Source organism: Limosilactobacillus oris DSM 4864 (assembly GCF_001434465.1).
Classification (GTDB): Bacteria; Bacillota; Bacilli; order Lactobacillales; family Lactobacillaceae; genus Limosilactobacillus; species Limosilactobacillus oris.
The window spans coordinates 12,285-31,000 of the sequence record NZ_AZGE01000021.1 but is presented as its reverse complement, the minus strand read 5'-3'; the positions used below and the strand labels follow the sequence as shown (position 1 = coordinate 31,000).

The window sequence follows — 18,716 nt, the reverse complement described above, 5'->3', positions numbered from 1 at the left end:
ATCCATCAGTACTTAAAATTGTAGAACCTGAGAAAATGAAGTTTTCTCACCAGCCTCGTTTTTTTGCTGCCAAGATCTCCGGGCGGTCGATAAAATTTTTTTATTGAAAAAGCAGGTTGCTTCTAATCGCATGTGGAATCTGCATTCCACAGATGGTAACCGGTTAATATATCGAAATGATAAACGTTTTCGCTAGTGTTAACCGATTGACACATTAAAATGTAAGCCCTATCATAATAACTGTTGAAAGAAATAAACACATTTCAAGGAGGCGTCGTGCAATGGCATTTAATAAGAGCCTTGCCGGGTATTTTGATGATTTAGCACACGTGGGGATTCCGACCGATGACCTGCCAAAGACAATTGCCTTTTGGGAAAAACTGGGCTTTAAGAAGCAGGGGCAGTTTGACACCGATGACCAGGGCCACCAGGTAGTCTTTATGAAGTATGGTCATTTAATGTTAGAAATCTGGGACAGCGATGGCGCCGTTCACCAAACCGGGGCGATTAACCATATTTCCCTGAACGTCGAGGATGCGGATGGTGCGTTCAAGGCGGCCAAGGAAGAGGGCTTCAACGTCAAGGAAGATGAAGTGCAACACCTCGATTTCTGGAAGCACGGGATCAAGTTCTTTAACATCGTTGGGCCAAATGACGAAACGGTTGAATTTTGCGAAGTCGTCAAGGGCTAGTCAGAAAGTGGGCCGGCTGTTTGACCACTGTCTGGCGCACCATTTGTTAACAGCAGTGAGGAAGCTGAGCTAATACCCAGCCTCGTAGGAATGATTTGAGGAGGTATATCTCATGAAAGCATTAGTAATGACGGGTAAGAAACAATTAGAAGTCGATGACAACTACCAGAAGCCAACGGTGAAGCCGAATGAAGTGCTGGTTCACACCGCGTGGGCCGGAATCTGTGGGACCGACAAGGCCCTCTACAATGGACTGCCAGGGTCAGCCGATGCCGTTCCACCGATTGTCTTGGGGCACGAAAACTCTGGGGTAGTCGCCGAAGTCGGCAGTGAAGTAGAAGACTTCAAGGTAGGCGACCGGGTCAGCGTCGATCCGAATATCTACTGCCACAAGTGCTTCTACTGCCGGACTTCCCGCCCTGAATTATGTGAACACCTCGACGCTGTTGGTGTTACCCGGGATGGGGGCTTTGCGGAATACTTCACTGCTCCGGAAGAAGTAGTTTACCATGTTCCAGACAACGTTTCGCTTGAAGCAGCGGCCGTAATCGAACCAATTTCCTGTGCTGCCCACGGGGTTGACCTGCTGGAAACGCACCCGTACCAGACGGCTCTGATTATCGGTGACGGTTTTGAAGGTCAATTGATTGCCCAAATCCTGAAGTCCCGGGGTGTCAAGGAAGTCACCCTGGCCGGGACCGTTGATGAAAAGCTGGAGAACAACCGGAAGCACTTTGGCTTTAAGACGATCAATAATATCAAGGAACCAGATGCTATCAAGCCGGACTCCTATGATATCGTTGTCGAAGCGGTCGGCCTGCCAAAGACCCAGGAACAAGCCGTTGAAGCAGCACGGCGTGGCGGCCAGGTCCTGATGTTTGGTGTTGGAAACCCAGACTCAGAGTTCAAGGTCAACACCTACAAGGTTTACCAAAAGCAGCTCCACATCCAGGGCTCCTTCATCAACCCGTACACCTTTGAAGACTCCATTGCCCTGTTGCAATCCGGTGACGTGGACCCGTTGCCGCTGATTTCCAACGTGCTGGACTTTGCCCACGTCGAAGACTTTGTCAGTGGTAAGCTGGGGAACATTTCCAAGGCGATCGTCAAGGTTGCCGGCGAAGACGCTTAATAAATAGCAAAAATAAGATAATTAACCGCTTTTAACAGGGAAGCCGAGCGTGGTGCTGGGCTTCCCCGTTTTTTGCACCTAGTCAAGCCCTGGCTCATATGTTATATTAGATTTTAATGAGAACTAATCACATTATCGACTAATGAAAGGGGTCTTCATAATGACACGGAAAGTAGCAGTTATCGGGATGGGCCATGTCGGTTCCACAGTTGCCCACTATATCGTTGCGAATGGCTTCGCGGATGATCTGGTGTTGATTGACAGCAACGCAGATAAGGTTAACGCCGACGCGTTGGACTTCAAGGATGCGATGGCAAACCTGCTTCATCACACCAATATTTACGTCAATGATTACCAACAGCTCCAGGACACCGACGTCATCGTTTCTGCCCTGGGCAACATTAAGCTCCAGGACAACCCAAATGCCGACCGGTTCGCTGAACTGCCATTCACTCGCCAACAGGTTCCGGCGGTTGCCCAAAAGATTAAGGACAGTGGCTTTAATGGTAAAATCGTGGTCATTACTAACCCTGTCGACGTGATTACCTCGATTTACCAATCCGTGACCGGCCTGCCGAAGGAACACGTCATCGGCACCGGAACCCTGCTCGACTCCGCTCGGATGAAGCGGGCCGTGGCTGACCGCCTCCACGTCGACCCTCGCTCCGTTGCTGGTTACAACCTTGGGGAGCACGGGAATTCCCAGTTTACAGCCTGGTCAACCGTCCGCGTCCTTGACCAGCCAATTACAGAGCTGGCAAAGCAAAAGGGCCTCGACCTGGACCAGCTGGATCAGGAGGCCAAGATGGGCGGCTGGACCGTCTTCAAGGGCAAAAAGTACACCAGCTACGGGGTCGCGACCGCCGCGGTGCGCTTAGTCAACACCATCCTGTCCGATGCCTTGACTGAAATGCCGGTATCAAACTACCGCAAGGAATACGACTGCTACCTGTCCTACCCAGCCGTCGTTGGTCGTGACGGGATTGTTGAACAAGCCCAGCTCGACTTGACGGACGAGGAACTAAAGAAACTCCAGACCTCCGCGGACTTCATCAAGGAAAAGTACCAGGAAAGTTTGGCCGCTAACAAGCAGGCTTAGGACTAGCCAAAAGGGCCAGTTGATGATAGACTAAACCATTAGAATATTAAATAAGTGGCGTCGCAGCCTGCGGCACCGCTTTTCTTTTGCAATCAAGATAAAAGAAAGGAGTATCAATCGTGAGCAAAGAAGTTAAGCGCATTATCGCCGTGGTAATCTTCTATGAATTCCTGATTTGTCTGGGGATGAGCCTGATTTTCCCGGTGATGCCGTTTATCAAAAACGAGTACCACTTTTCTGCCTTTGACATGGGGGTAATGTCGTCCCTCTTTGCCTTTGTCCAGTTTATTACTTCGCCGATTGTCGGCCGGATCTCGGATAAGACGGGGCGGAAGCCGATGCTGGTCTGGGGATTGCTGGTCTTTTCCATCGCGGAATTTGTCTTTGCACTGTCCCAGCGACTCTGGCTCTTCGACCTGTCGCGAGCGGTTGACGGGCTATCCGCCGCCATGTTTGTGCCGACTTCGATGGCCCTGGCCGCGGACCTGACAAGCGTTAAGGACCGCGCCAAGGTTATCGGCTGGCTATCGGCGGCCTTTAGTGGCGGTTTGATTTTGGGCCCTGGCCTGGGCGGGATCTTAGCTAACATCAGCTACAAGTTCCCGTTTTGGGTGGCCGGGATCCTCGGAATTATCAGTACGGTGGTAGCGGTAATTCTTTTGCCGAAGGACAGCGACGAGCGGTTTAAGAGCAGCACGAAGAACCCGGAGGACGCCCTGCTTGAGGGTGGCTGGGCCCAGGTGAAATCGCTACTGACTCCGGTGATGACGACGCTCTTCCTGATGATTTTCATCATGGCGTTTGGCCTGGCTGGCTTCGAGAGCATTTACAGTCTGTATGTTAACGAAGTCCACCACTTTGACCTGCAATCCATCGCCCTGGTCTTAACACTGAACGGAATCATCTCCCTAATCCTGCAGGTCTTCCTCTTCGATCGGATGGTGCAATGGTGGGGAGAAGTCCGGGTGATCCGCTACTGCTTCTTTGCCAGCGCCATCGGGACGGCTTTTGTCATCTACGACCACTCCCACTGGCAGCTGATTGTAGCCACCCTGGTCGTCTTTGAAGCCTTTGATATGTTGCGGCCGGCGATTACGACCCTCCTGACCAAGATGAGTAAAAACAACCAGGGGCTGCTCAACGGGGTCAACATGTCGCTGACCAGTGTTGGGAACATCATCGGGCCACTGATTTCCGGGGCTTTACTGGATATTAATTACCAGTACCCCTACTGGATCGTAATTGTATTCTTGGCAATTTCGTTTATCATTACCTTTGGGTTGCAACACTTGAACCGAGTAAACGCATAAGAGGGTAATACTAATGGGAAATCTATTGTTAATGGTTGTCGTCGGCCTGGCGGTCGGAATTTTCGTAATCTCCCTGGGGGTGGCAGTGGTGCCATCTACCTGGGGGCCCTGACCGCCATTTTTCAACTGTCGCCAGGTGCCGCGGCGGCCACGTCGATCGTTACGTCGCTGCCAGCATTGATAATGGGCTCCTGGTCCTACTACCGGCGCGGGCTGATAAATTTTAGGCTTGGCAACCGGATGTTGATTGCGGCGATTCCAAGTATCTTTGTCGGTTCCTTCATCTCGCCCTGGCTGCCAGAGCGGGTCTACAAGCTAGTGATCGGCTTGATCTTGATCTTTCTCGGTGTCCAGTTAATTGTCAAACTCTACCGGCAACCGAAAGCGGGGCACCAGAGCCGGTTCTCACCGGAAGCGGCCAGTGTCCTGTACGGCATCATGGGCGGTCTGATGGTGGGAATCGCCGGCCTGAGCGGTGGCGGCCCGATTACGACGGGACTGCTGCTCCTTGGCGCGTCAATGGCCGCCGCGTCTGCGACCTCCGCTTACGTCCTGGTCGGGATGTCAGTTGTCGGCGCCCTCTTGCACATCAGTGGCGGCAGTATTGACTGGCATGCGGCAGGCGGCCTGATTGCCGGCTCGCTGGTCGGGGCTTTCCTGGCCCCACCGATTGTCCTCTGGATGACTGCTAAGCCGGCCCGGGCGCGGATTGTCAAACTCTTTATGGGTGTGTTCATCATCGTGATGGGGCTCCGGACCGCGTTGTGACATTAGAATATAGCAAAAGCCACCTAGCTTGAGGATGAGCTAGGTGGCTTTTAAGGTTGTTGGTTGAAATACCAAAAAGAGAGTATCTGAAAATAGGTGATTAAGAGGAGTACAGTTCGTAAATGGAGCGATACGCAATCAACAGATACTCTCTGGCAGTTTTAAGACGTGCTTGGGTCACTTTTACTATTGACCGCTTAGTTTAACAAGCGGCCATAACTGTAAGTTGCTTCTAGGTTTAACTCACGATCTAAGACGTTAATGTCAGCATCTTTCCCAGCCTTTAGTTCCCCCTTAGATTCAAGGTTGAATTCCTGCGCCTGGTTATACGAGGTCATCTTGACCGCATCGCTAATGCTACAACCAGTAAAGTTGATAATGTTCTTAAACGCTAAATCATACTCGAGGACGGAACCGGCTAAGTGGCCGTTTTCAAGGCGGGCCTGGTGATCCTTGACAATCACCTTTTGACCGCCTAGTTCAGAGACACCCTCTGGCATCCCCTTGGCCCGCAGCGAATCGGTGATTAACTCGATCTTGTCGGGTCCTTTGAGCCGGTAAGCCAAGTCAATCATATCCGGAGCCACGTGGTAACCATCGGCGATGATTTCGGTGTAGAACTTCTTTTCCAGCAGTGCCTCCCCCGTAACACCCGGTTCGCGGTGATGCATACCACGTTGCGCGTTGTAAAGGTGGGTGATGTGGGTTGCCTTAGACTGCTCCAGCTGCGCTTGCTTAGCGCTGGAGTGACCAACCGAAAGGACAATCTGGTGAGCTTGGCAATAGCTTTCTACGTCAGCGGCCCCGCTTTGTTCTGGAGCATACGTAATGACCTTGATCAGTCCCCCGGAGAGCTCATTCCATTCCTTTAACAGCTCGGCGTCGGGATTGGTAATGTATAGTTCTGGCTGTGCACCCTTGTACTCGGCTGAAATGAAGGGGCCTTCCAGATGAATTCCCTGCATGACCGGGTTTTCCTGGGCCACCACCTTTAACACTTTCATTGCCTGACTAATGTTGGTTGTAGACTGTGTAACCGTGGTGGGGAAGATAGACGTGATTCCTTCGTTCTTAGCTTCCTGACAGATCATTTCATTGACCTTCGCGGGATCATCGTCCATCGAGTCGATTCCGTAGCCGCCGTGAGTATGAACGTCGATAAAGCCAGGAACGACTATCTTGTCACTACCATCGACAACGTTTTCGTCTGCTTCTTGGGGCGTGTACTCGTCCATTGGCCCGACGCCAAGAACCTTCTTGTCGAAGCGGATGTAACCATTCTGGACTACGCCATCGCCAACATAAATATCAGCATTTTTAATCACTGTTTGCATTCTGGTCACCTTACAGTCTTTAAGCCGCTAGCAGCTTCTTCGTCAACAATCACAGTTACGTTGGAGTGGTTCCGTAAAATACTTGCGGGTAACTCTTCGCTGACCGGGCCGTTGATCATCTTGTCAATCGCGTCCGCCTTGTTTTTACCGTACGCAATCAGCAAGATATGCTTTGCCTTGCAAATTGATTTGAGGCCCATGGTCAATGCTTCCTTCGGCACGTCGTTAATATCGCTGAAGAACCGGGAGTTGGCATTGATTGTCGACTCGGTTAAGGCGACCTTGTGAGTAAGGCTGTCGAAGGAGGTGCCTGGTTCGTTAAAACCAATGTGGCCGTTTTGACCAATCCCTAAAATTTGTAAGTCAACGTTATTTTCGTCAATCAGGTGGTTGTACCGACTAATCTCTTCTTCAATGTCTTTAGCCATACCATTAGGAATGAAAGAGTGTGCAAAAGGCTTTGCAGCAAACAAATTTTGGTGCATGAAGTAGGCATAACTCTGCGGATTAGAGGCTGAAATTCCAACGTATTCATCCAGGTTGATTGAAGTACAATCACTAAAATCCATGTTACTATTGCATAATTCTTGGTATGTTGAAAGCGGGGTGCTTCCCGTAGCCAGACCAAAGACCTTTGCACCATTCTGCAATTCTTGGCTGAAAATTTGGGCGGCCGCTTTGCCACCTTCACTTGCATTTGCAACAACAATAATACGCATTATTATTAAATTCCTTTCAAAACGGTAATTTTATTACAGTTGCTTTTTATTAGCTTCTTTAATTCGTAAAACTTCTTCAACTGTTTTGTTCATGTTTTTAAGATAGGTAGGGTGTTCCAAGAGGATTTCCGTAAGCAGGTCAATGATGTAATTGATCGTAAATTGCGAATTCATAAAGTTATAATTAGGAGACTTTTCAGTGTTCTTAATCAGGAGAATGTTATTGCTTCGTTTGGCCAAAACGCTATTGCTAAAGGCTGTGATGGAAGTAATAACGACCCCCTTCTCGCGGCACTTTTGGACGGCATCACAAATTTCGAGCGTGTTGCCGGAGACGGAAAAGGCCAAAATCGTGTCCTTAGGTGAGATGATGGTGTCAATAATGCTCATCATGCTGCTATCACAAACAGCACATGAGTTGATTCCCATCCGCATGAGTCGTTGGTTTAATTCCAGGGCATTATAGCCAGAACTGCCAACACCTAAAATATAGACCCGATTGGCTTTCCTAATTATCCTTGTTATTTTCTTCAATTGACTAAGCGAAATTAAGGACTTGGTTTCCTCTAAACTTTGTTTGTAATAGGTAATCACCTCGTCCAGAATGGAACCCTCGGACATCCGCTTGGCCTGGATCAGGTTTGAAGTCGTCAGGTAGGATTTAAAGTCGGCAAAGTCCACGCAACCAACGTGTTTAGCAAAGCGTGAAATGGTGGCCGTACCAACCTTCGCCTTCTTTGCTAATTCCAAAATGGTCATCGTTTGCACTTTTTCGGGATCGCTCAAAACAACCCGCGCGATTTTCTTTTCTTGCCGCGTGAGGTCCACGGAAATGAGTTTAATGGACTTTAAAAATTCCTCTGACATTTCAATCCATCCTTTGGCTAATCTAGCACGTCAATAAAGGTCCGTGCAATTTGCAACGGTCGGGTGATTGCTCCACCGACAACGACCGCATGGCAGCCTAATTCGAGACACCGCTTTAACTTTGCGGGTGAGTCAATCTTACCCTCAGCAATCACTGGGGCCTTTGCCAGGTCAACAACTTCCTTTAAGTATTCAAAGTCGTTGTCGGCAACGTTTAGACCTTCAGTTGCTGGTGTATAGCCATGCATCGTTGTTCCAATCATATCAAAACCGAGCTCATTAGCAATCTCTACGCTCTCCAGACGGTCAGTATCCGCCATTAATAACGTATCGGGGAATTCGGCCCGCATCTGTTTAACAATCTCCGCTAATTCTTCATGGTGTGGTCGTGGCCGACCGGTAACATCACAGGCAACAACCTGACAGCCGGTGCTAGCGACAGCCCGCATTTCCTTGATTGTTGGTGTGATGAAGACTTCGGAGTCATCGTAGTCCACCTTAGCAATCCCGATAATCGGAAGTGCGGTTTCGTCTTGAATCGCCTGAATGTCCACTACCGAATTAGCACGAAGACCTGCTGCTCCCGCCATGGAAGCCGCACGGGCCATCCGTGACATAATGAAAGAACTGTGTAAGGGTTCTCCCGGGAGTGCCTGGCAAGAAATAATCAGTTTCTTTTTAGTCTGCTCTAAAAAATCGTTTTGCAAAGTTTTTCCTCCATTCCCAACGCGGTCGGCGGAATGGGATGGGACTAGCTTGGCTAGCTCGATGTCCCACCCCCCCCGTAAGGATGGCGAGGTAATCCCACCACTGTTCAGCGCTGCAATTACCAGCCAGCTACCGCGTTATAGCATCCGTATCTTAGGCTGGTTTTTCTTCCCAGCCGCTTTTTGAAGTGACAACTTTTTAAACTTGCTTTTACAGATTTTTTCTGTAAATTTAATAATAATTCTATAAAATCAACTGCAATGCAATCATATCTGCAAGGGATTACTTTAGCAATATTCCTTTTCATAGTTGCTTTTCAAAACATCACTGGACGATTGTCCTGGCCTAGGGATTGGCGTCATGAGATTTTGTCATTTCGCCCAATCTGAACCTTATTTTTGGAGAAAGGAACACACAAAATGGATAACAACTATCTCGCATTTGATATTGGAGGCACATCAATTAAGTATGGAGTAATTGATAAGAACCTCCAAGTGGTTGATTATGGGACCGCACCGACAAATAACAATGAAAACAATACGATCGTCAAAACATTAATCGACGTGACTAAACAAAAGAAGGAATTTAACCTGCGGGGGATCGGCATTAGTACTGCCGGCCGGGTCGGCAAACAGGGTGAAATCCTATACGCCGGCCCAACGGTCAAAGACTACCAAGGAATGCAGCTCAAGAAGATTTTAGAAGAGGCCTTCGAAATTCCGGTAAAGGTTATTAATGACGTTGACGCTGCCCTGATGGGCGAAATTTTCAAGGGAAATCTTGACTATCAAAAGTCCATTTATTGTATTGCGCTCGGGACCGGAATCGGGGGCGCCTTTTACTATGATGGCAAGCTCTTGAACGGTGCTCATGGGTTGGCTAATTCGGTTGGTTATCTCAATTTTCAACAAATTGGCAACTCATCATTTGAATCCAAGTTCTCAACCCTGGCTTTCCAGCACCAGGTGGCCCAGTATGGCGTGACCGTCCCGGAGGCCTTTTCGGCTGCCCGGGCTGGGGAGGAATTCTACGTTAGTCTTATCAATCAATGGTGCGAAGCCTTAGCAAAAGAAATTGCCAATATCTGCTTATTATTGGATCCCGATATCTTCCTAATCGGCGGTGCTGTAAGCAGGCAGGGCGCTTTCTTTACCGACAAGATTAAATACTACGTTAATGAAAAAATGCCTGATGGGATGTTTCAAACGGAACTTAAAATTGCCACCCTGCAAGACTTATCGCAGCTATTTGGCGCGGTTTCACTTTTTTACGCCTGACTTGGAACCGCTTGCAAACAAATTTGCTTCGTAATAGAATTAGATTTCGATAATAATCCTATAAATAAATCAACTGCACAACGAACACTCTCTCAATGGGTGTTTGTTGTGCTTTTGTTTTTTTACTTCGTAGTTTTGAAAGGACAAGTAGTTATGAAAGATTTTTCAAAGTATAGTGGTGTTTTTCCGGCTTTCTACGCCTGTTATGACGACAATGGAGAGATTAGCCCAGAACGGGTACGGAAGCTGACCGAGTACCACCTCAAAAAGGGCGTGAAGGGTGTTTACGTTAATGGTTCTTCAGGCGAATGTATTTACCTGAGCGTTGAAGATCGGAAAAAGGTCTTAGAAAACGTGATGGAAGTTGCCAAGGGGAAGTTAACTGTGATTGCCCACGTGGCCTGCAACAACACTAAGGACAGTGTGGAGCTGGCTAAGCACGCTGAAAGCATGGGGGTTGACGCCATTGCCGCAATCCCACCGATTTACTTCAAGCTGCCGGACTACTCCATTGCCAAGTACTGGAACGATATTAGCGCGGCTGCTCCGCATACGGACTTCGTTATCTACAACATCCCACAACTTGCCGGGACGGCCCTCAGTTCCTCACTGTACCAACAGATGCTGGACAACAAGCAGCTGATCGGGGTTAAGAACTCCTCCATGCCGGTTCAGGACATCCAAATCTTTAAGAGCCTGGGCGGGGATGACCACCTGGTCTTCAACGGTCCGGACGAGCAGTTTATTAGCGGCCGTGTTATGGGTGCAATTGGCGGGATTGGTGGAACTTACGGTGCAATGCCCGACCTCTTCTTAAAGCTAAACAGTTTCCTCAAGGAAGGAGACCTCAAGAGCGCAAACAAGCTCCAATTTATGATCAACGAAGTCATCTACAAGCTAGCTGGCGGGCACGGAAACATGTACGCACTGATCAAAGAGGTCTTGCGGGAAAACGAGGACTTGGACATTGGTTCTGTTCGCCTACCGCTTGAACCGTTGGCACCAGAGGACAAGCAGCTGGTCGCAGAAGCAATTGCTTTGATTAACAAAGCCCGCGCCGCATTCAACTAGATGGGAGTTATTCATGATAATTACGTCCAAAGATCAAGTCGATCGTTATAAGAATATTTCTAAAAACCTCGATCAAGCCCTTGATTACATCCAAAAAACAAAGTTAGAAGACTTTGTTGATGGTGAATCCAAGGAGGTCTGCGACGGGGTCAAGTACAGTGTCTTTGACTACCAAGCATCTAATGGTCAGCCTGGGGACATGTTTGAACAGCACCACGAATGGTTCGATATCCACCTGATTGTGAAGGGGACCGAGCAAATGGCGGTTACCAGCAAGGACCTGGTAACCACTACGCAGCCCTACGATCCTGATAAGGACTGTGCCCTGTTCGTTGGTCAGCCCAAGGTCGTTGTAACTCTGCACTCTGGTGACATGCTGATTGCCTTTCCGGAAGATATTCACCAACCAGGCATTGAGCTCAACGACGACGTGATTCGCAAGGCCATGATCAAAGTAAAGGTCGATTTTTAAGGAGGTGGGGTCAATGTCCCCAAAAAAGACTCATTGGTATAACGAAGTCAGCCGTGACCAATGGAAATCATTAAACGCTGCCACGATTGGTTATTTTCTTGATGGTTTTGACTTTAACATGGTTAACCTGCTGTTAGTGCCAATTGCCGCATCATTCCACATTCCGTTGGTATTATCTTCAACCTTAATTTCCGCCGCGTATCTGTCACGGTGGTTCGGTGGACTGATGTTTGGTGCGATTGGGGACCGGTTTGGTCGGAAGGTTTCAATGGTTACCTCGATTCTGCTGTACGCGGGGGGAACCTTTATCTGTGCCTTCGCGCCATCATTCTGGGTTCTGTTCGCTGCTCGGCTATTCATTGGGCTAGGGATGGCTGGTGAATATAGTTCGTCAACCACCTACATCATGGAAACCTGGCCTAAGCACCTGAGAAACCGTGCCGTTGGGTTCGTTGTGGCCGGGTTCTCCCTTGGTGGAGCGGTGACGGCCCAAGTATATAAGCTGGTTTCTTCGCTGCTGGAAGGAACAAAGTACGCTTCCCAAGACTGGCGTCTCTTCTTTATGATTGGGATTATCCCGGTTTTCTTCGCCCTGTGGATGCGGCGGTCAATTTCTGAAGCGCAAGACTTTGAAGAAATGCGTGCTCAGCAGAAGAAGATGCAAGCAGCAGATCCAAACTACATTCCGCCAAAGGATATGTTTAGTGTGCTCTTCAAGCAAGGCAAGCTCCGTTCAATCATCAACACCTGCTCAGCCTTGGTAACGATTGTTCTGCTTGTGTTCGTCTTCTTAATGTCCAGCAAGCTGAACCTGATTCAATCAGTCCTTGCCTGGATCGTAATTTTCGCAACTATCATGTCATACACGCGTCAGTTCATGAAGCGCCGTTGGCCAATTGGCTTGGGAATTTTAATTATCATGGTAGCTGCCAACTTAGGGAACGGTCCTATGCAGGCCTTAATGCCAACCTACTACTCAACCGCCCTCCACTTCTCGACCGGGATGGTTGCTAATCTGACGTCCGTCTTCTGGGTTGGTCAGGTGATCGGTTGTATCGTCGTTGGTTTTGTTGGTGACAAGTGGGGAACGAGAAAAGCCTACCTTTTTGGGACCACGGCTTCACTCCTGTTCCTGGCTCCGGTCTTCATGATTAACCGTCCACTGATGGATAAGGGCTTTATTTGGATGGCACTGTTTGTTGTCTGCCTGATGGCCTACGAAACGGCAATTTCATTTGCTGCCTTGATGCCAAAATACATCGGGAACTTCTTTACTACTTCTGGCCGGAACGCCGGGGTTGGGTTCCTGATTAACGCGGCCGGGCTTGGTCAGGCCTTAGCTCCTGTGATGACCCTTTCGTTGGCTAACGCTGTTTTCCAACCGATGGGCTTAAACCTGGGTTGGACCCTGTTCTGCATCGTGCTAACTGTGGCAACGTTCATTATCGTCTGCCTGGTAATTAACCTCCCACCACGGCTTCTGAAGTTGATTCACCCAGATGAATTACGAAAACAAGACTGGTCTGACTTCGACATTACCTCGGTTGAAGAGCAGGTCAAATTGGATAAGAAGTAAAGGGGGATTAATAATATGCAAGATATTCAACAATTGGAACACTATTTGGGACGGCGTGAAGTTCCCGCAGACTTTGATGAATTTTGGGAGCGGAACCTTCAAAAGCTGCCCGCTAGTTTTCAAGCAAATCTAATTTCTAAGGACTTTGGCTTTAAGAATGTGAATGCTTATGAGCTGACCTTTGCGGGAACTAACCACGGGACCGTCTATTCACGGTGCCTCTTCCCTAAAGATTCAGCGGGTCCCGTTCCGGTAGTCTTTTATTTCCATGGCTATATGGGACAATCCCCCGACTGGTCGGAATTATTAAAGTATCCCGCTTCGGGGTATGGAATCGTCGCGATGGATGTGCGGGGGCAATCAGGTTATTCCCAGGATAACGCCTCCTTTAATGGCAATACCGTTTTAGGCCACATTATTCGGGGCGCGGAAGATGGTCCGGAAAACCTGTTCTACAAGCATATCTACTTGGATGTTTATAGTCTGGTCGAGATTGTCGCCGGCTTTGACTTTGTAGATGAAGACCGGCTGTACAGCTACGGGGGGTCTCAAGGGGGAGCCTTATCTTTAGTTGCCGCCGCTTTAAACCCGAAGATCAAGTTCAATGTTGCCATTTATCCGTTCCTGGGTGATTTCAAGTATGTGATTGATTCGCATAATGAGAGTGAACCGTACATGGAATTGATTCGGTATTTCAAGTTCCACGATCCCTTCCACAAGAAGGAAGAGCAAATCCTGCGTACTTTGGACTACATTGATATTAAGAACATGGCTCACCGGGTCAAGTGCCCCGTCAGGATGATTACCGGGATGATGGATGAAGTCTGTATGCCAGCGACGCAGTTTGCAATTTACAACCGTTTAGGCACGGCAGATAAACAGCATTTCCTCCTTCCGGAATATGAGCATGAACCGATGAACGTCCATGTTGACGATCAGGCGTACAATTGGCTATGTCACACGAAGATTCAAATTGGTAAAGAGTGAGAGTGGAACAGAACTAGCTGGTCTAGTTCGTTGTCCACCTCCATAAGCACAGATAGAGCTCCAGAGTTCGGTTCGCCGAGCACTGGAGCTTATTTTTGTGCATTAAAAAAATAAGAGGCTGAGTTAATTTCCAGCCTCTTTGTAGTGTCGTTAGTTTTCCTTATTCGTGTTCGCCTGCCGCTCCCTTCTCGTCAGCAGGAAGAGGATGGCCGGCAGGATGATGAAGCCGAAAGCCATGCCGAAGATGGCGTACCAGTTGGCAACCATGTGACCGCCCTGATGAATACTGAATTCGCTGATCCAGTCGTAGCGGGCCAGGAGGACGATGGTGACGATCACTGCCAGCACCGGCATTACCACGTCGGTGAAGGGGTTTTTCTTCGCCGGCAGGATGGCTTCCCGGTTCTTACCCTGGTAAAAGCGGATCACACCCAGCGGGATTATGATAAATTCAAAGAACCGCACCGTGGCGCTGATGACGATAATGGTCGGCAGGCTGTACTGGAAGGCCATCGGGATTCCCACCGCCAGCAGGAGGGTAATTGCAAAGGAAACCAGCGGGAAGTTGAGTTTAGTCCGCCGGGCGATGAACTGGGGAACCTGGTTTTCGTTCGCCATGGCCTCTAGCACCCGGGGAGTGTGGAACGATGCCGCCACGTTGATGCCAAACATCGAAATGATAGCACCGGCCAGGATGACGTCTTGGAGGACCTGGTTATGGAAAATAGCGACGAGGGCAACGACCTGCTTGGTTTTAACCAGGGCGACCGGGTTGACCATCATGGCAATCGCAATCGTCCCGATGTAGATAATAGCAATGATGAGGATGGCTAATGGGATCGCCCGCGGTAAGTTCTTTTCCGGTTCCTGCATGTCCTCGGACCCGGTGGCAACCGCCTCAAAACCGGTAAAGGCGTAGAAGGCCGAGATCACCGCCATAACGAAGCCGGAGGTGGTGAAGGCCGGAATGAGGGGCTTCCCGCGGCTGGTCAGCTGGTCTAATTCGGCGAAGTGGTTGTCCCCCGTCTTGAGGAGGACCACGGTCCCAGCGATGATCAGCAGGATGAGCGCGCCGAGCTTGCCGATTGTTGACAGGTCATTAATGATCGTGAAGACCCGGCGGCCGAGCAAGTTGACTACCATAATAATCAGCATGAGGACGACGAAGCCGAGGGTGATATTACCAAAGGACTGATTCCAGCCGAAGATGGAGTAGGTTGACCGGATTACCCCAACGGCCATCACGCCCCAGGCGACAGAGGCGGAGAAAAACCGGACGACCCCCATGTAGAAGCCCATGTTTTCCCCATAGGCTGCCTTGGCGTAGGAGTAAGCCGCTCCACTCTTATTGACGTACTTGGCCGCGGCTGCAAAGGTAATCGCCAGGGTGGCCGCAAAGAGCGCCGCCAGGAAGTAGGCCAGGGGAGCCTTGGTTCCGACCATCGAGACGACGGAGCCGGGGGTCAGGAAAATCCCGGAGCCGATGATGGAGTTGATAGCTAAGAGGACAATCGACCAGAAGCCTAGTTTAGTTTTTGTCATTTAGAAGCCTTCTTTCTCTGCCCGACGGATGAGGTCGGTAAATAAGTTATTCATCGCTTGAACACTGCGGTGGAGCATTTCGGGATGCCACTGGACGCCGATGACGGAAGCGTCCGCGTTTTCAAAGGCCTCAATGACACCATCGAGCGCCTTGGCGTCCGCCGTTAAGCCCTGACCGAGGTCCTTAATCAACTGGTGGTGGAAACTGTTAACGTGAATTGTCTGACTGTCAAAGAGCGCTGCTAGGTGGCTGCCCTGGCGCAGGTTAATAGTTTGTGTCGGCAGGTCGGGGGTGTGGCCCTCGTTGTGCTTGAGGGTCGGTGCTTCCCGGTAACTAATGTCTTGGTAGAGGGAGCCACCGTGGGCGACGTTGATTAGCTGAGCACCGCGGCAGATTCCAAGGACCGGGATGCGGTTCTGCTCAGCTTGCCGAAGCAGGCGCATGTCAAAGCGGTCCCGGGCCGGCCAAATCATGCCGATTTTTTGCTGGGACTCTTCGCCGTAGTTCCAAGGAGTGACGTCATGACCGCCCGAAAGAATCAGGGCGTCGAGCTGGGCTACCTGAGCCACCGTCACTTCTTCGTTATCATTAAAGGGAATAATGTAGGGAATCCCGCCGTTTTGGATGACTGAGTCAACGTAGTCCTCGTTGACGTAGCTCCGGTAGTAGCCCGGTAGCGCCCCGCCGTTATTAATGATCCGTGAGCCGGATATGCCAATGATTGGTTTGTACATAATCATTCTCCTTCGTAAAATAATCGGCCCCTATTATAGCAACTAACTATTTACAAGCAAAATTTTTATTTTGACTATCAGATCAGAGGACGTTTTGTTGGCCGGTAATGCACATCGGGAGGAGGGGACAGTCACTGCACCGGGGGTTGCGGGCCATACAGCGGTAGCGGCCCCAGAAAATCATCGAGTGGTGGGCGTCGAGCCACTTGTCTTCTGGTACGGCTTCCATCAATTTCTTTTCAATTGCCAGGAGTGAAGCCTTAGGCGGGACCATTGCTAACCGGCGCGCGACCCGGCTGACGTGGGTGTCGACTGGAAAGGCGGGGATGGTGAAGCATTCCGCGAGGACGACGTCGGCCACCTTCCGCCCAACGCCGGGCAGGGAGGTCAGCTCTTTGAGGGTCTGGGGGACTCCCCCGTTAAAGTCGGTGACCAGTTTGCGGGCACAGTTGACTAGGTACTTGGCCTTATTGTGGTAAAGGCCGAGCCGCTTGATGTAGGGCTCAACGTCTTCCGGCTCCGCGGCCGCCAGGTCCTTGGGCAGTGGGAAACGCTCAAAGAGGGCGGGAGTCAGCTGGTTGACGGACTGGTCAGTTGACTGGGCGCTGAGAATGACTGCTAGCAGGAAGTGGAAGTGGGTGTCGGCGGTGAGGGTCGTGCCCGCGTCAGGGTATTCCCGGCGCATGACCTGAATCGCTTGGTAAATTTCGGCATTGCTTAACATATTGATCACCTCAGAATGAAAAATCCTAGTCCTAGTGTACTCCTCTTATCTAATGATTAGAATAAGCGGGGGACTTAATAAAATTAAGTTGGAGGAGAAAATGATAAGAAAGGGTTTCCATTGCAAATTAACATTTGACCAATTGATAAACGGTTGGTAGAATAAATTAAAGTTTTCTTATGATTCTAATTATTATCTAATTAAAGGGAGGAAAAAGTATGAGTTTTTGGAAAACAATCACCCGAAAAGAAGACCCACGCGTGTATGAAAATAAGGACGGCCACCTGGTGCGGTCTTTAAAGGTGCGGGACTTCTTAGCACTCGGGGTCGGAACGATTGTGTCCGCGTCCATCTTTACCCTTCCTGGTGAAGTAGCGGCGATGCACACCGGACCGGCGGTTGCTATCTCCTTCGTTGTGGCGGCGGTCGTGGCTGGCCTGGTGGCCTTTGCTTACGCTGAAATGGCGGCAGCGATGCCGTTTGCCGGGTCTGCCTATTCCTGGATCAACGTGGTTTTTGGTGAATTCTTTGGCTGGATTGCAGGTTGGGCCCTGCTGGCGGAGTACTTTATCGCCCTGGCCTTTGTCGGCGCCGGGCTGTCGGCCAACCTGCGGGCGCTCTTAGCTCCGGCGGGAATCAAGCTGCCGGCTGCCTTGTCCAACGCCTTCGGTACTGAGGGCGGGGTCGTCGATATTATCTCCGTGGTCGTGATTGCCATCGTGGCGATTTTGATTGCCAATGGGGCGTCGAAAGCGGCCCGGGTGGAAAACCTGCTGGTGGTCTTGAAGGTCTTCGCAATCCTGCTGTTTGTCGTTGTCGGCCTGACTGCTATCAAGTCCAGCAACTACGTCCCGTTTATTCCGAAATACCACGAAACTGCTAATGGTGCGTTCGGGGGCTGGCAGGGAATCTACGCCGGGGTCTCAATGATCTTCCTGTCCTACATCGGTTTTGACTCGATTGCGGCCAACTCGGCGGAGGCCATCAACCCGCAAAAGACGATGCCGCGGGGAATTCTTGGTTCCCTGTTGGTTGCCGTGGTCCTCTTCGTTTCGGTGGCGATGGTCCTGATGGGAGTCCTTCCTTATACTAAGTACGCTAACAGTGCGGAACCAGTTGGGTTGGCACTGCGGGCGGCTGGTCACGGTGGCGTGGCTGTCGTTGTTCAGTCGATCGCGGTTGTCGGGATGTTCACCGCCCTGATCGGGATGAGTTTAGCCGGGTCCCGGTTGATTTACTCATTCGGTCGTGACGGAATGTTGCCGAAGTGGCTGGGGAAAGTTGACAAGGATGGTCGACCGAACCGGGCACTGTGGACGCTGACGATTGTGGCGATTGTAATCGCGGCCTTCTTCCCATTTGCCTTCCTGTCCCAGTTAGTTTCTGCGGGGACGCTGATTGCCTTCATGTTCGTTTCACTGGGAATTTACGCCCTGCGTAAGCGTGAAGGAAAGGACATTGCGGACCCGTCATTCAAGATGCCATTCTACCCGGTCATGCCGGCACTGGCCTTCTTGGCTTCCCTGCTGGTGTTCATGGGGTTGGACTACCAAGCAAAGCTCTACGCGGGAATTTGGTTTGTCCTTGGCCTGGTCATCTACTTTGCTTACGGGATTCGCCACTCCTTCCTAGCCAAAAAGAAAGATAAATAATCACTATAAAAGCCAGCTCGGATGGAGCTGGCTTTTATAGTGTTGCCGGTT

18 protein-coding genes are annotated in these 18,716 nt (G+C 50.2%); 11 read left to right on the top strand and 7 right to left on the bottom strand.

The annotated features are described in order from the left end of the window. Positions 1-281: 281 nt before the first annotated feature. The 5 genes from FC49_RS07365 to FC49_RS07345 all read left to right on the top strand — a co-directional run bounded on the left by FC49_RS07365 (position 282) and on the right by FC49_RS07345 (position 5,001). Positions 282-692, top strand: coding sequence for a VOC family protein (locus tag FC49_RS07365; protein ID WP_003713558.1), 411 nt, complete (start codon positions 282-284; stop codon positions 690-692). A 112-nt stretch (positions 693-804) separates the two neighbouring features. Continuing rightward, the gene (locus tag FC49_RS07360) at positions 805-1,824 is read left to right on the top strand and encodes a zinc-dependent alcohol dehydrogenase family protein (protein WP_003713584.1); all 1,020 of its coding nucleotides are present in this window, start codon (positions 805-807) and stop codon (positions 1,822-1,824) included. A 160-nt stretch (positions 1,825-1,984) separates the two neighbouring features. Further along, the gene (locus FC49_RS07355; RefSeq protein WP_003715458.1) at positions 1,985-2,923 is read left to right on the top strand and encodes an L-lactate dehydrogenase; all 939 of its coding nucleotides are present in this window, start codon (positions 1,985-1,987) and stop codon (positions 2,921-2,923) included. Between the two features lie 119 nt (positions 2,924-3,042). Beyond that, complete coding sequence (locus tag FC49_RS07350; protein WP_056984671.1) at positions 3,043-4,233, top strand: MFS transporter; 1,191 nt, start codon at positions 3,043-3,045, stop codon at positions 4,231-4,233. A 93-nt stretch (positions 4,234-4,326) separates the two neighbouring features. Beyond that, positions 4,327-5,001 carry a sulfite exporter TauE/SafE family protein gene (locus FC49_RS07345; RefSeq protein ID WP_338107325.1) on the top strand — a complete coding sequence of 225 codons (675 nt, stop codon included), beginning with the start codon at positions 4,327-4,329 and terminating at the stop codon, positions 4,999-5,001. Positions 5,002-5,198: 197 nt separating this feature from the next. On the opposite strand, the gene nagA is transcribed toward FC49_RS07345, so the two are convergent. From nagA to FC49_RS07325, 4 genes are read right to left on the bottom strand one after another with little or no spacing between them, the layout of a single operon-like run. Then, complete coding sequence (gene nagA, locus FC49_RS07340) at positions 5,199-6,335, bottom strand: N-acetylglucosamine-6-phosphate deacetylase (RefSeq protein ID WP_003713563.1); 1,137 nt, start codon at positions 6,333-6,335, stop codon at positions 5,199-5,201. 5 nt (positions 6,336-6,340) lie between these two features. Further along, the gene (gene nagB / locus FC49_RS07335; RefSeq protein WP_003713606.1) at positions 6,341-7,054 is read right to left on the bottom strand and encodes a glucosamine-6-phosphate deaminase; all 714 of its coding nucleotides are present in this window, start codon (positions 7,052-7,054) and stop codon (positions 6,341-6,343) included. A 33-nt stretch (positions 7,055-7,087) separates the two neighbouring features. After that, positions 7,088-7,921 (bottom strand): MurR/RpiR family transcriptional regulator, encoded by an 834-nt coding sequence (locus FC49_RS07330; protein WP_003713591.1) that lies wholly within the window; start codon positions 7,919-7,921, stop codon positions 7,088-7,090. 17 nt (positions 7,922-7,938) lie between these two features. Further along, positions 7,939-8,628: an N-acetylmannosamine-6-phosphate 2-epimerase gene (locus FC49_RS07325; RefSeq protein ID WP_003713655.1), complete on the bottom strand. Its 690-nt coding sequence runs from the start codon at positions 8,626-8,628 to the stop codon at positions 7,939-7,941. 420 nt (positions 8,629-9,048) lie between these two features. Here FC49_RS07325 and FC49_RS07320 point away from each other — a divergent pair, with 420 nt between their 5' ends. The 5 genes from FC49_RS07320 (at position 9,049) to FC49_RS07300 (ending at position 14,012) form a co-directional block, all read left to right on the top strand. Continuing rightward, complete coding sequence (locus FC49_RS07320) at positions 9,049-9,906, top strand: ROK family protein (protein ID WP_003713600.1); 858 nt, start codon at positions 9,049-9,051, stop codon at positions 9,904-9,906. Between the two features lie 153 nt (positions 9,907-10,059). Beyond that, positions 10,060-10,977 (top strand): dihydrodipicolinate synthase family protein, encoded by a 918-nt coding sequence (locus FC49_RS07315; protein WP_003715364.1) that lies wholly within the window; start codon positions 10,060-10,062, stop codon positions 10,975-10,977. A gap of 13 nt (positions 10,978-10,990) precedes the next feature. After that, positions 10,991-11,449, top strand: coding sequence for a NanQ anomerase/TabA/YiaL family protein (locus FC49_RS07310; RefSeq protein WP_003713653.1), 459 nt, complete (start codon positions 10,991-10,993; stop codon positions 11,447-11,449). Between the two features lie 13 nt (positions 11,450-11,462). Then, the gene (locus FC49_RS07305; protein WP_003715470.1) at positions 11,463-13,025 is read left to right on the top strand and encodes an MFS transporter; all 1,563 of its coding nucleotides are present in this window, start codon (positions 11,463-11,465) and stop codon (positions 13,023-13,025) included. Between the two features lie 15 nt (positions 13,026-13,040). After that, a complete protein-coding gene (locus FC49_RS07300) occupies positions 13,041-14,012 on the top strand; it encodes an acetylxylan esterase (RefSeq protein ID WP_056984670.1) in 972 nt (323 codons plus the stop codon). 150 nt (positions 14,013-14,162) lie between these two features. Here the strand turns inward: FC49_RS07300 and FC49_RS07295 are convergent, their stop codons facing one another. The 3 genes from FC49_RS07295 to nth all read right to left on the bottom strand — a co-directional run bounded on the left by FC49_RS07295 (position 14,163) and on the right by nth (position 17,013). Further along, complete coding sequence (locus tag FC49_RS07295; RefSeq protein ID WP_003713638.1) at positions 14,163-15,554, bottom strand: APC family permease; 1,392 nt, start codon at positions 15,552-15,554, stop codon at positions 14,163-14,165. Then, the gene (locus tag FC49_RS07290; RefSeq protein ID WP_056984669.1) at positions 15,555-16,289 is read right to left on the bottom strand and encodes a gamma-glutamyl-gamma-aminobutyrate hydrolase family protein; all 735 of its coding nucleotides are present in this window, start codon (positions 16,287-16,289) and stop codon (positions 15,555-15,557) included. 82 nt (positions 16,290-16,371) lie between these two features. After that, positions 16,372-17,013, bottom strand: a complete 642-nt coding sequence (gene nth / locus FC49_RS07285; protein ID WP_003713559.1) for an endonuclease III — start codon at positions 17,011-17,013, stop codon at positions 16,372-16,374. Between the two features lie 218 nt (positions 17,014-17,231). Between nth and FC49_RS07280 the strand changes: the two genes are divergently transcribed. Next, positions 17,232-18,665 carry an APC family permease gene (locus FC49_RS07280; protein ID WP_056984668.1) on the top strand — a complete coding sequence of 478 codons (1,434 nt, stop codon included), beginning with the start codon at positions 17,232-17,234 and terminating at the stop codon, positions 18,663-18,665. Positions 18,666-18,716: the final 51 nt, after the last annotated feature.

Bases quoted from the DNA above. Each gene is read 5' to 3' on its own strand.
- nagB (WP_003713606.1), bottom strand. From the start codon at position 7,054: ATGCGTATTATTGTTGTTGCAAATGCAAGTGAAGGTGGCAAAGCGGCC.
- FC49_RS07315 (WP_003715364.1), top strand. From the start codon at position 10,060: ATGAAAGATTTTTCAAAGTATAGTGGTGTTTTTCCGGCTTTCTACGCC.
- FC49_RS07280 (WP_056984668.1), top strand. From the start codon at position 17,232: ATGAGTTTTTGGAAAACAATCACCCGAAAAGAAGACCCACGCGTGTAT.
- FC49_RS07365 (WP_003713558.1), top strand. From the start codon at position 282: ATGGCATTTAATAAGAGCCTTGCCGGGTATTTTGATGATTTAGCACAC.
- FC49_RS07300 (WP_056984670.1), top strand. From the start codon at position 13,041: ATGCAAGATATTCAACAATTGGAACACTATTTGGGACGGCGTGAAGTT.
- FC49_RS07295 (WP_003713638.1), bottom strand. From the start codon at position 15,554: ATGACAAAAACTAAACTAGGCTTCTGGTCGATTGTCCTCTTAGCTATC.
- FC49_RS07290 (WP_056984669.1), bottom strand. From the start codon at position 16,289: ATGTACAAACCAATCATTGGCATATCCGGCTCACGGATCATTAATAAC.
- FC49_RS07305 (WP_003715470.1), top strand. From the start codon at position 11,463: ATGTCCCCAAAAAAGACTCATTGGTATAACGAAGTCAGCCGTGACCAA.
- FC49_RS07355 (WP_003715458.1), top strand. From the start codon at position 1,985: ATGACACGGAAAGTAGCAGTTATCGGGATGGGCCATGTCGGTTCCACA.
- FC49_RS07320 (WP_003713600.1), top strand. From the start codon at position 9,049: ATGGATAACAACTATCTCGCATTTGATATTGGAGGCACATCAATTAAG.
- FC49_RS07330 (WP_003713591.1), bottom strand. From the start codon at position 7,921: ATGTCAGAGGAATTTTTAAAGTCCATTAAACTCATTTCCGTGGACCTC.
- FC49_RS07310 (WP_003713653.1), top strand. From the start codon at position 10,991: ATGATAATTACGTCCAAAGATCAAGTCGATCGTTATAAGAATATTTCT.
- FC49_RS07360 (WP_003713584.1), top strand. From the start codon at position 805: ATGAAAGCATTAGTAATGACGGGTAAGAAACAATTAGAAGTCGATGAC.
- nth (WP_003713559.1), bottom strand. From the start codon at position 17,013: ATGTTAAGCAATGCCGAAATTTACCAAGCGATTCAGGTCATGCGCCGG.
- nagA (WP_003713563.1), bottom strand. From the start codon at position 6,335: ATGCAAACAGTGATTAAAAATGCTGATATTTATGTTGGCGATGGCGTA.